The sequence below is a fragment of the Micromonospora sp. ATCC 39149 genome, from assembly GCF_000158815.1.
Classification (GTDB): Bacteria; Actinomycetota; Actinomycetes; order Mycobacteriales; family Micromonosporaceae; genus Micromonospora.
In genome coordinates this window covers 3277303-3289363 of the sequence record NZ_GG657738.1, presented here as the reverse complement: position 1 = coordinate 3289363, position 12061 = coordinate 3277303, and the positions used below count along the sequence as shown (strand labels likewise).

The 12061-nt window shown below is 68.7% G+C and carries 16 protein-coding genes and 2 pseudogenes; 14 read left to right on the top strand and 4 right to left on the bottom strand.

From position 1 onward, the window contains the following. Window positions 1–33: 33 nt before the first annotated feature. On the top strand, window positions 34–429 hold the full coding sequence (locus tag MCAG_RS13915; RefSeq protein ID WP_007073618.1) for a hypothetical protein: 396 nt from the start codon (window positions 34–36) through the stop codon (window positions 427–429). A gap of 192 nt (window positions 430–621) precedes the next feature. Here the strand turns inward: MCAG_RS13915 and MCAG_RS34770 are convergent, their stop codons facing one another. Then, window positions 622–876 carry a transposase gene (locus MCAG_RS34770; RefSeq protein WP_369751363.1) on the bottom strand — a complete coding sequence of 85 codons (255 nt, stop codon included), beginning with the start codon at window positions 874–876 and terminating at the stop codon, window positions 622–624. A 155-nt stretch (window positions 877–1031) separates the two neighbouring features. Between MCAG_RS34770 and istA the strand changes: the two genes are divergently transcribed. Both istA and istB read left to right on the top strand, forming a co-directional pair. Continuing rightward, complete coding sequence (gene istA, locus MCAG_RS13910) at window positions 1032–2258, top strand: IS21 family transposase (RefSeq protein WP_007071708.1); 1227 nt, start codon at window positions 1032–1034, stop codon at window positions 2256–2258. Beyond that, window positions 2258–3046 carry an IS21-like element helper ATPase IstB gene (gene istB / locus MCAG_RS13905; protein ID WP_036372296.1) on the top strand — a complete coding sequence of 263 codons (789 nt, stop codon included), beginning with the start codon at window positions 2258–2260 and terminating at the stop codon, window positions 3044–3046. Before istA ends, istB begins: the two co-directional genes overlap by 1 nt. Window positions 3047–3536: 490 nt before the next feature. Here the strand turns inward: istB and MCAG_RS34765 are convergent. Then, window positions 3537–3857, bottom strand: a pseudogene (locus tag MCAG_RS34765) (transposase); the annotation flags it as partial. 82 nt (window positions 3858–3939) lie between these two features. On the opposite strand from MCAG_RS34765, the gene MCAG_RS13895 reads away from it, so the two are divergent. Then, window positions 3940–4347, top strand: coding sequence for a hypothetical protein (locus MCAG_RS13895; protein WP_036373368.1), 408 nt, complete (start codon window positions 3940–3942; stop codon window positions 4345–4347). Window positions 4348–4488: 141 nt separating this feature from the next. On the opposite strand, the gene MCAG_RS13890 is transcribed toward MCAG_RS13895, so the two are convergent. Continuing rightward, a complete protein-coding gene (locus MCAG_RS13890) occupies window positions 4489–5100 on the bottom strand; it encodes a TetR/AcrR family transcriptional regulator (RefSeq protein ID WP_050777957.1) in 612 nt (203 codons plus the stop codon). Between the two features lie 216 nt (window positions 5101–5316). On the opposite strand from MCAG_RS13890, the gene MCAG_RS13885 reads away from it, so the two are divergent. From MCAG_RS13885 to MCAG_RS13870, 6 genes and pseudogenes are all read left to right on the top strand, one after another. Then, window positions 5317–5724, top strand: a complete 408-nt coding sequence (locus MCAG_RS13885) for a nuclear transport factor 2 family protein (protein ID WP_157548055.1) — start codon at window positions 5317–5319, stop codon at window positions 5722–5724. Window positions 5725–5734: 10 nt separating this feature from the next. Then, the gene (locus MCAG_RS13880; RefSeq protein WP_007073613.1) at window positions 5735–5947 is read left to right on the top strand and encodes an FAD-binding protein; all 213 of its coding nucleotides are present in this window, start codon (window positions 5735–5737) and stop codon (window positions 5945–5947) included. 214 nt (window positions 5948–6161) lie between these two features. Then, a complete protein-coding gene (locus MCAG_RS33685; RefSeq protein WP_198141562.1) occupies window positions 6162–6587 on the top strand; it encodes a hypothetical protein in 426 nt (141 codons plus the stop codon). Further along, window positions 6476–7291: pseudogene (locus MCAG_RS36235) on the top strand (MFS transporter); the annotation flags it as partial. The gene MCAG_RS33685 and the pseudogene MCAG_RS36235, both read left to right, overlap by 112 nt. Before the next feature lie 142 nt (window positions 7292–7433). Continuing rightward, complete coding sequence (locus tag MCAG_RS35700) at window positions 7434–8060, top strand: MFS transporter (protein WP_255348988.1); 627 nt, start codon at window positions 7434–7436, stop codon at window positions 8058–8060. 59 nt (window positions 8061–8119) lie between these two features. Further along, window positions 8120–8494, top strand: a complete 375-nt coding sequence (locus tag MCAG_RS13870) for a DoxX family protein (protein ID WP_007073610.1) — start codon at window positions 8120–8122, stop codon at window positions 8492–8494. 53 nt (window positions 8495–8547) lie between these two features. Here the strand turns inward: MCAG_RS13870 and MCAG_RS30760 are convergent, their stop codons facing one another. Next, a complete protein-coding gene (locus MCAG_RS30760) occupies window positions 8548–8958 on the bottom strand; it encodes an FAD-binding protein (RefSeq protein ID WP_198141560.1) in 411 nt (136 codons plus the stop codon). 378 nt (window positions 8959–9336) lie between these two features. Between MCAG_RS30760 and MCAG_RS13865 the strand changes: the two genes are divergently transcribed. The 4 genes from MCAG_RS13865 to MCAG_RS13850 all read left to right on the top strand — a co-directional run bounded on the left by MCAG_RS13865 (window position 9337) and on the right by MCAG_RS13850 (window position 12060). Then, window positions 9337–9606: a metal-sensitive transcriptional regulator gene (locus tag MCAG_RS13865; protein WP_007073609.1), complete on the top strand. Its 270-nt coding sequence runs from the start codon at window positions 9337–9339 to the stop codon at window positions 9604–9606. A 113-nt stretch (window positions 9607–9719) separates the two neighbouring features. Beyond that, complete coding sequence (locus tag MCAG_RS13860) at window positions 9720–10028, top strand: rhodanese-like domain-containing protein (protein ID WP_085986159.1); 309 nt, start codon at window positions 9720–9722, stop codon at window positions 10026–10028. 30 nt (window positions 10029–10058) lie between these two features. After that, window positions 10059–11453 (top strand): rhodanese-like domain-containing protein, encoded by a 1395-nt coding sequence (locus MCAG_RS13855; RefSeq protein ID WP_036373365.1) that lies wholly within the window; start codon window positions 10059–10061, stop codon window positions 11451–11453. Between the two features lie 19 nt (window positions 11454–11472). Further along, window positions 11473–12060: a rhodanese-like domain-containing protein gene (locus MCAG_RS13850; protein WP_036377122.1), complete on the top strand. Its 588-nt coding sequence runs from the start codon at window positions 11473–11475 to the stop codon at window positions 12058–12060. Window position 12061 lies beyond the last annotated feature (1 nt).

The following is a 12061-nucleotide window of genomic DNA, read 5'->3' as shown; positions in this document are numbered from 1 at the left end:
ACTCGGAGCCCTCGTCGCAGCACTGGATGAACAATGCCCGACCTGCGCCAGCGTGCCCATGCGGCCGAGACCGAGAACTGGCGCGACGCGGGGTGGAGCGACGGCGAACCTCCTCCTGGGCTGTTCCTCGACCAGGTGTGGCCGGCCGCTGTCGCGTACGCGGTCTCGCTGCAGACCCAGGCTGCCGAACGCCGCGAGCATCGGCCACCACTGCAGCACCTGGCCGGCTCGTTCGACTCCCTGCTCGACCACCTCGCGCTCATGGAAAGCCCGTTCGACTTCGATGACATCGAGTCGACCCTCAGCGTCAGCATCGAGACCATCATCGACGTGTTGTGGCCACACCCGGCACAGATGTCGCCGCCCGAGAACGAAAGGCCCGCCAACACGAGTTGCGGCTCAGGTGCGGAAACGTGGTATCCCGCCTGAAGCAGCAGGTCGTTGACTGTCTCCTCTGGTAGTCGCTAGGGGGTTGCCGCACGGGGAGGGAGGGGGAGTGTCGGAGAACCAGCCGGTGGCCCCGCTCGCTGGTGTCAGCCGTTGTGTGCGGTGGGCGGCATGTGTCGGCGACGCGTGAAATCGGGCTCTGGCACACATTCTGTGAGTGATCTTGGGGGTAGCTCACGGCAGGGCGAGGACGCGTTTGCGGAGGAGGTCGAGGTTCGCCCGGCCGTACATCTGTCGTTTGATCGTCTTGATGCGGTTGACGTGGCCTTCGACCGGGCCTGAGCTCCAGGGCTGGGTGAGACCGGCGACGACGGCGTCACGATCGCCGACCAGGCAAGCGGCGAAGCCGCGGAGTTCGGGGTATCCGGCGTGCCGGGCCTGTTCGATCCAGGCGTCGAGGTGTCGTCCGGTGCCCTGGTGGCGGACCAGTGCGGTGAATCCGCGGGCGAGGTTGCAGACGGTGTCCAGGTCGGGGCAGCGGCTGGGGCGTCGATGAGGTTGGTGCGGTTGTCGTTGTCGGCGACGCGTGAAATCGGACCCCGGGTCGGCGGGTGAATCTGGACCCCTCTTCGAGGATCGGAGGGGTGTTGAGCATGGAGAACTGGGCGGAGATCCGTCGTCTTCATCGGGCTGAGGGGATGCCGATCAAGGTGATCGCCCGCACGCTTGGGGTGGGTCGTAACACGGTGCGGCGGGCGTTGGCCGCGCAGGGGCCGCCGAAGTACCAGCGGCCGGCGAAGGGTTCGATCGTGGACGCGGTGGAGCCGCAGATCCGGGCGTTGCTGCGGGAGTGGCCGTCGATGCCGGCCACGGTGATCGCGGAGAGGATCGGTTGGACGCGGTCGTTGACCGTGCTCAAGGAGCGGGTGCGCCTGTTGCGGCCGTTGTTCATGGCGCCGGACCCGGCGCAGCGCACGGAGTATCTGCCGGGCGAGTTGGCGCAGTGTGATCTGTGGTTCCCGCCGGCGGATGTGCCGTTGGGGTTCGGGCAGGTGGGTCGGCCGCCGGTGTTGGTGATGGTGTCCGGCTATTCGCGGTGGCTGTCGGCGGTGATGATCCCGTCGCGGCAGTCACCGGACCTGCTGGTCGGACACTGGACGTTGATCTCCGGCTGGGGACGGGTGCCCAAGGCGTTGGTGTGGGACAACGAGTCCGCCATCGGTCAGTGGCGGGCCGGCAGGCCGCAGCTGACGGAGGCGATGAACGCCTTCCGCGGCACCCTCGGCATCAAGGTGATCCAGTGCCGGCCGGCGGACCCGGAGTCCAAGGGCCTGGTGGAGCGGGCCAACGGCTATCTGGAGACCTCGTTTCTGCCCGGACGCCGCTTCTCCTCGCCGGCCGACTTCAACGCCCAACTCACTGAGTGGTTGGTGCGGGCGAACAACCGCCAGCACCGGACGCTGGGCTGCCGGCCGGTGCAGCGGTGGGACGCCGACCGGCAGGTGATGTTGCCGTTGCCACCGGTCGCGCCGGTGGTCGGCTGGCGGCAGACCACCCGCCTTCCTCGTGATCATTACGTGCGCTTGGACGGCAACGACTATTCGGTGCACCCGTCGGTGGTCGGCCGCCGCGTCGAGGTCACCGCCGATGTCGATCGGGTGGAGGTGTTCTGTGATGGTCGGGCGGTGGCCCGGCACGATCGTTGCTGGGCCAAGCATCAGAGCATCACCGATCCCGTCCACCGCCGGGCCGCCGCGGATTTGCGTATCGCCGCGCAACACAAGCCGGCGGCCGCCGTCGACGGCCAGGTCGAACGGCGGCCGTTGAGTGACTACGACCGCCTGTTCGGCCTGGATGAGGTGGCTGCGTGATGGCCGCCAAGACCAGCCGCAACGTCGTCTCGGAGATCGCGTTCCTCACCCGTGCCCTGAAGGCGCCGTCCCTCGCGGCGTCGGTCGAGAGGCTGGCGGAGCGGGCCCGGGCGGAGTCGTGGACGCATGAGGAGTTCCTCGCCGCCTGCCTGCAACGCGAGGTCGCTGCCCGTGAGGCTCATGGCGGTGAGGGCCGCATCCGGGCGGCGAGGTTCCCGGCCCGCAAGAGCCTGGAGGAGTTCGACTTCGACCACCAACGGTCGTTGAAGCGGGAGACGATCGCCCACCTCGGCACCCTCGACTTCGTGGCGTCGAAGGAGAACGTGGTGTTCCTCGGCCCGCCTGGCACGGGCAAGACCCACCTGTCCATCGGCCTGGGGATCCGGGCCTGCCAGGCCGGACACCGGGTCGCGTTCGCCACCGCCGCCCAGTGGGTGTCCCGCCTCGCCGATGCCCACCACGCCGGCCGTCTCCAGGACGAGCTGGTCAAGCTCGGCCGGATCCCGCTGCTGATCGTCGACGAGGTCGGCTACATCCCCTTCGAAGCCGAAGCCGCGAACCTGTTCTTCCAACTCGTGTCCAACCGCTACGAACGAGCCTCGCTGATAGTCACGTCCAACAAGCCCTTCGGCCGGTGGGGCGAAGTGTTCGGCGACGACGTCGTCGCCGCAGCCATGATCGACCGCCTCGTCCACCACGCCGAAGTCATCTCGATGAAGGGCGACAGCTACCGACTCAAAGACCGCGACCTCGGCCGCGTTCCTGCGGCTACCAAGACCAACGACTGAGTAAGGTCATACCCAGGCAAAGGGGTCCGATTTCAGACGTCGCAGCAGGGTCCGATTTCACGCGCCGACGACAGTCGTCGGTGAGCTTGTGGCCGGGTCTCATGATCCACGCGGTGATTCGCCGGGCGGAGGGCACCTGGAGGACCACCCGCGTGGGCCGGATGCGGGCGATGGTGAGCCAGTCCTGCAGAATCCGCAGGCTGCCCTGGTAGCCGCGGGCCAGGGATCTCGGTATACAGCTCGGCTGTCTGGTGGACGCCGTCGGTGAGGCGTTGGCGCAGGTAGGGGTGGAACGGGGCGAGGACGCTGGGTCGGCTGCTGGCGTTCGGGCCGATCAACGCCTCGGCGGTGGCGGCGTGGGCGTACTTGCGGGCAGTTCTGACGTTCATGCCGAGCCGGCGGGCGGTCGCGCTGATCGACAGCCCTTCGGCCCGCAGGGCGTGCACGGCCGCATGGCGTGCGCGGGTGTTCGCCGCACGGCGTCCCGTCCTCACCGGCTCGGCCGCGACCGGAACAGCAAGCGCAGGTACCGGTCGGCGGGCTCTCTCAGGCACCGGCGGTGCCCACGGATGACCTTCTCGACGGCGTCGCTGAGGTTGTTCAGCAGGTGCCACCGGTCGGCGACCTGGATCGCGGCCGGTGCCCCTTGCCGGTCGCCTTCGGCGTAGCTGCCACCACGGTCCCGGCAGATGATCTGCACTCCGGGGTGTTCCCGCAGCCATCCGGCGAGGGCGTCGGCGGTGCGGTCGGGTAGGACGTCGATCGGCCGGCGGGTGTGCATGTCGATGAGCACGGTGGCGTACCGGTGTCCACGGCGTCGGGCAGTTGTGGGCGTCGATGGTCATCATCGTGCGTCGGCTGACCGGCACCAGCACACCGTCCTGGCGATACCGGTGAACCTCACCGTGATCCTCGACCTGATCACCGCACGCGAGACCACCGTCGGTCAGGCCGCCGACCGGCTACGCGAGCAGATCACCGCCCTCACCGCCGACCTCATCCGCATCGAGGGCGAACTGACCGACCTGAAGGTCGTCCGCACCACGCTGCGCACCCTCACCGCCGCCGAGTTCACCGCTGAAGACCCGACGATAGCCAGCGCCCCCTACCAGCAGATCCTGACGGTCCTGCACACCGCGCCTACCGGCATGCGGGCCAAGGACATCTGCCTTGCACTCGGTGTGGAACCCATCCCGAAACATGTCGAGAGCGCCCGCGCGAAGCTCAAACGCATGGTCAAGCATCACATCCTGACCGAGCACCAACCCGGAGTGTTCACCCTCACCCCGAAACGGACCTAACCTAACGAACCAGCCTCTACAGACCCAGACCAGCGGGGACCGGGGGACTGCTCTGCGCTGAGTGGATCGTTGGCCATGTTCGACGGCCCACCCGCTTCAAGCGCGCCGACCGCATCCGCGTCGGCAGTGGTCCAGCCACTGTCAGGACACGCTCGACCCCGTCCGAGGCTCGAGGAGAGCGAGGGCGAATTCGAACGCGCGATCGACACGCGCGCGGTCTCCCGAGATGAGAAGGTCGAGCTGAAGCCCCCGTATCTGAGCCAGGAGGAGGGTGGCCAGGGCTGAGGCGTCCTCGGGCGCCCACCCGTCCTGCCTGAGCCACCCGGAGATGAAATCGACGAAGGCGTCCTCCATCGACCGCGCCAGCTCCCCGCCGTCGCGGGACCGCCACACCTTGCCGGCGACCATTTCGAACAGGAGCAGGAACTGCCGCTGCTCCTTCGGCTCGCACAGCCGTCGCCAAGTGATCCTCAGCAGTTGTGCCGTCGACCCGGCTTCCTGGAGCTCCCTGTCGGCGGTCACCTGAGCGAAGAGATCGGTGCGGATCTTCTCCAGTACGCACTTGATCAGCTCGTCCTTCGACGAGAAGTGGCGCAGCAGCGTCGCATGGGTCACCCCCAGCGCCTGGGCCACCGGACGCAGCGACAGGCCGGCGGTGCCGTGATCGAGGACGTACTCGGTCGCCGCGGCCAGCAGCTCCGGCCGCCTGTGCTGAAACCGGAGGGTCCGCCCGTCGACGCGCTCGGAACTCATCAGCTGTCGTCCTCACTCCGCCTGCCTGGTCGATTAAGCGTACCAAACGGTTGCCCTAACCGAGTGGTACTGCTACTTTTTCATGCACCGAAGCCGGAAGCCTCCGCATCGGTCGGGACCCTCTGAAGGACGACGATGACTGATCCGGCACGGGTACCAATAGCCGGACCTTCCATCACGACAAGGACACCGATGACTGACACGACAAGGACACTGATGACTGACGACGAGACGGCAGTCCACGCCGCGTGCACGGCCTTCGCCCAGGCGATGCAGGCGATGGATCTCGAGGCGATGAAAGATCTGTGGGACGACGGCTACGAGCACCTGGTCTACCAGCCGGAGGAGTACGAAGTCGCGTTCATGACGTGGGACGCGATCGTCGACTACTGGCGTCGCATTCCGGGAGTCGTCGGCCGGATCGAAGGGCGTGAGATCAGCAGCGACGTCGCTGTGCTCGGCGATGTCGCGCTCGTCTACTGGCGGGGCCACACCACGTTCGAGTTCAAGGACTCCGGCGAGTCGCTCGCCGGCGACTCACGGCTCTCGGCCGCTCTGCGTCGGACTGACGGTGGTTGGCGATTCATCCATTGGCACGAGTCGCGCCAGCTCGTCGGCGGGTGAGGGCACGACCATGAGTGCGGGAGTTCCGCAGCTGTCACGCGGGGAAGCGGGTTTCGCTGAGCGCCTGCACGGGCTGGTGTTCAACAAGCTGCGGTTCGACCCCGCACCCGACCTCGTCGTCTCGCCACGGACCGAAGACGAGGTCATCGCCGCGGTCCGCGGTGCAGCGGCGTACGGCGGGAAGGTCGCCGTCCTTTCCGGCGGCCACTGGGAGCACTGCTGACCCGGGCGACCGGCCGTCCCCTCAGCGAGTACACGCAGGAAAAACTGTGTGAGCCCCTCGGCATGGAATCCCCCGGCTACTGGGCCGTGGACTCCGCCGGCACGGAGATGGCCTCCGCCGGCCTGAACATGACCGCACGGGATTCGCCAGACTCGGTGAGCTCTACCGCAACGGCGGGCTCTGGCAGGGCAAGCAGATCATCCCGGCGCAGTGGGTGCGCGACTCCGTGGCCGTCGCGGCTCCGCACCTGAAGGCGGGCCGGCCCTGGGTCGGCGGGCACACCACCGACCTGGGCTACGGCTACCAGTGGTGGCTTCCCGCGGGATTCCGCGGCGACTTCACCGCGATAGGCGTCTACAACCAGTTCGTCTTCGTCGACCCGGCCAGCCGCACCACCATTGTGAAACTGTCCGCCAACCGCAGGTACGGAATGTCCGAATTGGAGTCCGCGTCACCGAGAACGTGGCCTTCCTCCGCGCGATCGCCGGGCATTCCCACTGACAGCGAGAAGCCTGTGGAGGCTCCGGGATGGATGATTCGACGTGCGGGCACTGGCGACGTGGCAGGGTCCGTGCAGCTTCCGCGACGGACAGCGCCGGTCGCGGAAGACCCGGAAGTGACCAAGCGGCTCAACGGGTGAGGGGCGCATCCGTGTCCACGATCCCTGCGGCCCGCACAAGCGGACGAGCCTGGGCCCTGCTGCTCGTCCTGTGCGGCACGATCTTCCTCGAGGGCATCGATATCGCGATGCTGGCCGTTGCCGTCCCCGCCATCCGCGCCGACCTCGGCCTGACCACCGGCACCACGGCGTGGGTCATGAGTGGCTACGTGCTCGGCTACGCCGGTTTCACCCTGCTCGGCGGCCGGGCTGCCGATCTGCTGGGCAGGCGGCGGATGTTCCTCACCTGGCTGGGCGTCTTCCTTGTCTTCTCCATGCTGGGGGGCTTCGCGACCGACAGCTGGATGCTGGTCGTGGCCCGGTTCGTCACCGGCGTGGCGGCGGCCTTCATGACCCCCGCCGCCATGTCGATCATCACGACCTCGTATCCGGAGGGGCCGCAGCGCAACAAGGCCCTGCTCATCTTCGCCGGTGTCGGCGCCGGCGGCTTCTCACTGGGCCTCGTCATCGGCGGGCTGCTGACCGAACTCGGCTGGCGCTGGGTCTTCTTCGCCCCGGTGTTCGTGGCCGGTGCCATCCTGCTCGCAGCGCTCAGGCTGCTGCCGGCCGAGGCCCGCCCCGAGCCCGCACCGCACGGCTACGACCTGCCGGCTGCGGCCAGCGCCGCCGCCGCGATGCTGCTGCTGGCCTACGGCATTGTCCGGCTCGACCACCGCGGCGCAGGGCGCGGGCTGACCCTCGGCGCGCTCGCCGCCGGGCTGGCGCTGGTGGCGGCGTTCATCCTGATCGAACGACGCGCCACAGCGCCGCTCGTCCGGCTGGGGATCTTCCGCCGCGATCGCGCTGATCGTCATGTGCTGCGACGCCGTGCTGGCGCCCATCCTCACCCCGCGACTGGTGAACCGCTACGGCAACAGCCGGGTGATCTTCGGCGGCTTCCTGCTGGCGATCGTGGCCTATGGCCTCTTCCTGCCGGTGGGGATGGACTGGTCCTACGCGGCGATTTTCCCGGGCCTGCTCCTGTCGGGTATCGCCGTCGCCCTCGCCTACGGTCCGCTCACCATCGCGGCGACCGACAGCGTGGCCAAGCAGGAGCAGGGCCTGGCCGGCGGGCTGCTGTACACGTTCACCCAGTTCGGCTCGGCGGTCGGGATCTCCGCGGTGACCGCGGTGTACGGGATCGCCGTGGCCGGCTCCGATGGCTCACCGGGCGGTGCTGGACGCCTACCGCACCGCGCTCGTCGTCCCGGTGGCCATGGTGCTGCTGGGAGCGGCAGTCCCCGCCTTCGGCCTGCGCAGTGCCAGGCCCGCCGGCCAACGGAAGGGCGCGGCACCCGCGACCCGCTACGAGGTCAACGACGGCGTTCCGGGGTAAGGCCGACGACGACCGCCGCACCGAGTCCATCACGCATCCCGTACCAACCACCGCTTCCGTACCGCCCCTTGGTTTCCCTGACGGGCAATGCCGCCCCCAGACTCCTCATGGCGCGGTGATCAGCGGAAGGGCTGGCTCGGCTTGATTTTTTCCATCCTCAACGCAGATTGGACAATTGATGAACATTGTGCTCTGGGTCGTGCAGGGAGCGCTGGCCGCCGTCTTCCTCGGCGCGGGCCTGACGAAGATCGCCAAGCCGAAAGAGGAACTCGTCGCCCCCTTGGGCGAATGGGTCCGCTCCTTCTCCGCCCCAGGAGTCAAGCTCCTCGGCCTGGTCGAGGTGCTCGGCGCCGTCGGCCTGGTCGTTCCGCCGCTCGCCGGAGTCGCCCCGGTGCTGAGCCCGGTCGCGGCCGTCGGCATCGTCGTGATCATGGTCGGTGCCATCGTGGCCCACGCGCGAGAATCGGCGGGGTCCAAGATCGCTATGAACGTCGTCCTGGGTGTGCTCGCGGCCGTCGTGGTGTGGGGACGCTTCGGGCCGTACGCGTTCTGAACGGAAGCAGGGTCGCCGTCCACCAGCGGGCGACCCTGCTTTCCGAACGCCCGCTAGGGCGTTTCGAGTTCTGCTAGTGGTGCGCGGAACCGACCAGCCGGGCCGCAGGGTGAGGTGGAATCGGGTGATCCCGCCGAAGAAGCCAGGGCCTCCGTCGCGCGCGGCTCAGAAGAGTTCCGGATCGGTGGTCTTGTCCGCCCTGACCAACCGTCCGTCTGGGGTAACCACGTCGACGGCGCGGACGCTGAAACACGCCGGCCCCATGCCCGGGAGTTCCAGCCCCATCCGCCGTTCAGCAGGAACACGCCGATTCCGACGTCGGGGCAGTGACCGGTCGGGAACATCAAGCCGTGTTCGGCAAGCGCCGCGTTGAGGACCTGGCCCTCGACCGCCGGGCGCACGATTGCCGTCGAAGCCGCCGGATCGATCTCGACGTCCTGCAACGACGACAGGTCGATCAGCACGGCATCGTCCGGCAGGTACCAGTCGACCAGCTGTGCCCTCCCGAGCGGACTGTCACCCTTAGGAGGAGCAGGGCCTGGCCGGCGGGCTGCTGTACACGTTCACCCGGTTCGGCTCGGCGGTCGGGATCTCCGCAGTGACCGCGGTGGCCGGGGCGCTGCTGACTCGCCGGCTCAAACCTCGACCTGATCACGAGCATGTGGGACGACCTGCTCTGCTGTATCCGATCAGGCGGCGGCACCGCAGCCGGGCGGGGAAAGCCCGGATCTGCTGGTACGTGCGGTGCAGGTCACCGTAGACACGAGGGATACCTAGGGGGGGTATATTGGTCACGTGATGGCGGGTACCCCCTGGGGTATATTCGCGGTGGAGGTGTACCCATGGAGATGAGCCCGGTCCTGCTCAAGGACGCACTGACTCGCCTGAAGCGGGCGCAGGGGCAGCTCGGTGCGGTGATTGCGATGATCGAGAACGGTGAGGACTGCAAGCGGGTACTTACCCAGCTGTCCGCGGTGTCCAGTGCCGTTGATCGGGCCGGCTTCAAGATCATCGCTACTGGGATGCGGGAATGCCAGACCGCCCGCAAGCGCGGCGAGGAGCCGCCGATGAGCGAGGAAGAGCTCGAAAAGCTGTTCATGTCGCTGTCCTGATCCCGAATCTTCCGCGCCCCTGCCGCCTGGCATGGGGCGGCAGTTCGGTTCATCTCATGGCCGAACCATGGCCGCTGTATACCCCCAGGGGTATAGACTGAGTGGAGTTCTTTGTGACTTTGAGTGAGATTTCTGTTGACCAGCTGAGTCGCAGCGGCAGCGCTGGCCTGTTGCTCGATGTGCGCAGCCCGGCTGAGTACGCCGGCGGTCACCTGCCGGGTGCGGTGAACGTGCCGCTCGATGAGGTGGAAGCGGTCGCCGCCCGGTACGCCGGGCAGGACGTGGTGACGGTGTGCCACTCCGGTGCCCGCAGTCTCGCCGCAGCCCGGCTGCTGTCCGCCGCGGGCGCCCGAGTGCAGTCACTGTCCGGCGGCACCGAAGCGTGGCACCAGGCCGGGTACCCGGTCGAGACCCACCGTTGAGCACCGTAAACAAACGAGGAGAGGTATGTGATGACTGAGGTGAGCGTGGAGGTCGTGCAGACCTCGTCCCTGGGCGACCGCAGTTACCTGGCCCACGACGGGCAGGTGGCGGTCGTGGTCGACCCGCAGCGCGACATCGACCGGATCCTGGGCCTGGCCGGCCGGCTCGGCGTGCGGATCACGCACGTCGCCGAGACGCACCTGCACAACGACTACGTCTCCGGCGGCCTGGCCCTTGCGAAGCTGACCGGCGCGACGTACCTGGTGGCCGCCGCCGACGAGGTCGGCTTCGACCGGCGGCCGGTGGCCGACGGCGATGAGATCAGCGTGTCGGCGAGCATGCGGCTGCGGGTGGTGGCCACGCCCGGGCACACCTTCCATCACCTGTCGTACGTCCTCGACGACACCGACGGGCCGGTCGGGGTATTCACCGGCGGGTCGCTGCTGTTCGGCACCACCGGCCGCACCGACCTACTCGGCAAGCAGCACGCCCACACCCTCGCCGAGCACCAGCACACCTCGGTGCGGCGGCTGGCGGACCTGCTGCCCGACGGCGCGCAAGTGTGGCCCACCCACGGCTTCGGCAGCTTCTGCTCCGCGACCCAGTCCGACGCGCCGGAGTCGACGATCGGCCGGGAACGCACCGCCAACCCGGCACTGCGCCTCGAAACCGACGACTTCGTCCGTGAAACCCTGGCCGGCCTGGATGCCTATCCGGCTTATTACGCCCACATGGGTGCCCGCAACACCGCCGGCGCCGACCTGATCGACCTTACCCCGGCCGCCGCCGCCGACCCGGCCGAACTCGCGACCCGGATCTCCGACGGCGAGTGGGTGGTCGACCTGCGCAACCGCAAGGCATTCGCCCACCGGCACCTGACCGGCACGCTGAGCTTCGGCCTGGATGGGCCGATGTCGACGTGGCTGGCCTGGATGGCCCCCTGGGGTACGCCGATCACGTTGCTCGGCGACAGCGAACAGCAGGTCGCCGACGCCCAGCGAGAGCTGGCTCGCATCGGCATCGATCGGCCCGCCGCCGCGGCCACCGGCAGCCCCGAGCAGTGGGCCGGCGGCGACGACACTCGCCTCGCCCAGCTCACCACCGCCACCTTCGCCGACCTGGCCGCCGCCCGGACCGGAACTCCGCCGCACGGGCTGCCGGCCGTCGAGGTGCTGCTCGACGTGCGAATGAGCAACGAGTGGCGCACCGACCACATCGACGGCGCCGTGCACATCCCCCTGCCCGACCTGCCCGCCCGACTCGCTGAGGTGCCCGCCGGCACGGTCTGGGTGCACTGCGGCTCCGGCTACCGCGCTGCGGCCGCCACCAGCCTGCTGCAGCGCGCCGGCCGGCAGGTCGTGCACATCGACGATGCCTACACCGACGCCGCCGACGCCGGACTGCCCATCGTCGCCGGAAACTGAATTGGAGAACCCGTACTCGATGACTACCCCCACTGGCACCCCCGCCGCCCTCGACGTCCCCGCCCTGCAACACCTGCTCACCACCGGCCACGCGCCGCGGCTGATCGACGTGCGCACCCCGGCCGAGTTCGAGGCCGCACATATCCCCGGCTCCTACAACGTGCCCCTCGATCTGCTGCGCGAGCACCGCGGCGAACTGCGTAACCACCTCGACGAGCAGGTCGTCCTCGTCTGCCGCTCCGGGCAACGCGCTGGCCAGGCCGAACAGGCCCTCGCTGGGGCGGGCCTGCCGAACCTCCGGGTGCTCACCGGCGGCATCACCGCCTGGCAGGCCGCCCAGGCGCCGGTCACCACCGGCACGCCGCGCTGGGACCTGGAACGGCAGGTCCGCCTCGTCGCGGGCAGCATCGTCCTGCTTGCGGTGCTCGCCAGCGCCCTCGCAGAGCCGGTGAAGTGGGTGGCCGCGTTCATCGGCGCGGGCCTGGCGTTCGCCGCGCTGACCAACACCTGCGCGATGGGCATGCTGCTGGCCAAACTGCCGTACAACCGGGGCCCGCGCACCGACCTCGACCAGGTCGTCACCGCCCTGACCGGTGACCGGCGGTAGC

Bases quoted from the DNA above. Each gene is read 5' to 3' on its own strand.
- MCAG_RS13870 (WP_007073610.1), top strand. From the start codon at position 8,120: ATGAACATTGTGCTCTGGGTCGTGCAGGGAGCGCTGGCCGCCGTCTTC.
- MCAG_RS13885 (WP_157548055.1), top strand. From the start codon at position 5,317: ATGACTGACGACGAGACGGCAGTCCACGCCGCGTGCACGGCCTTCGCC.
- MCAG_RS13890 (WP_050777957.1), bottom strand. From the start codon at position 5,100: ATGAGTTCCGAGCGCGTCGACGGGCGGACCCTCCGGTTTCAGCACAGG.
- MCAG_RS13865 (WP_007073609.1), top strand. From the start codon at position 9,337: ATGGAGATGAGCCCGGTCCTGCTCAAGGACGCACTGACTCGCCTGAAG.
- MCAG_RS13855 (WP_036373365.1), top strand. From the start codon at position 10,059: ATGACTGAGGTGAGCGTGGAGGTCGTGCAGACCTCGTCCCTGGGCGAC.
- MCAG_RS13850 (WP_036377122.1), top strand. From the start codon at position 11,473: ATGACTACCCCCACTGGCACCCCCGCCGCCCTCGACGTCCCCGCCCTG.
- MCAG_RS13880 (WP_007073613.1), top strand. From the start codon at position 5,735: ATGAGTGCGGGAGTTCCGCAGCTGTCACGCGGGGAAGCGGGTTTCGCT.
- MCAG_RS13915 (WP_007073618.1), top strand. From the start codon at position 34: ATGCCCGACCTGCGCCAGCGTGCCCATGCGGCCGAGACCGAGAACTGG.
- istB (WP_036372296.1), top strand. From the start codon at position 2,258: ATGGCCGCCAAGACCAGCCGCAACGTCGTCTCGGAGATCGCGTTCCTC.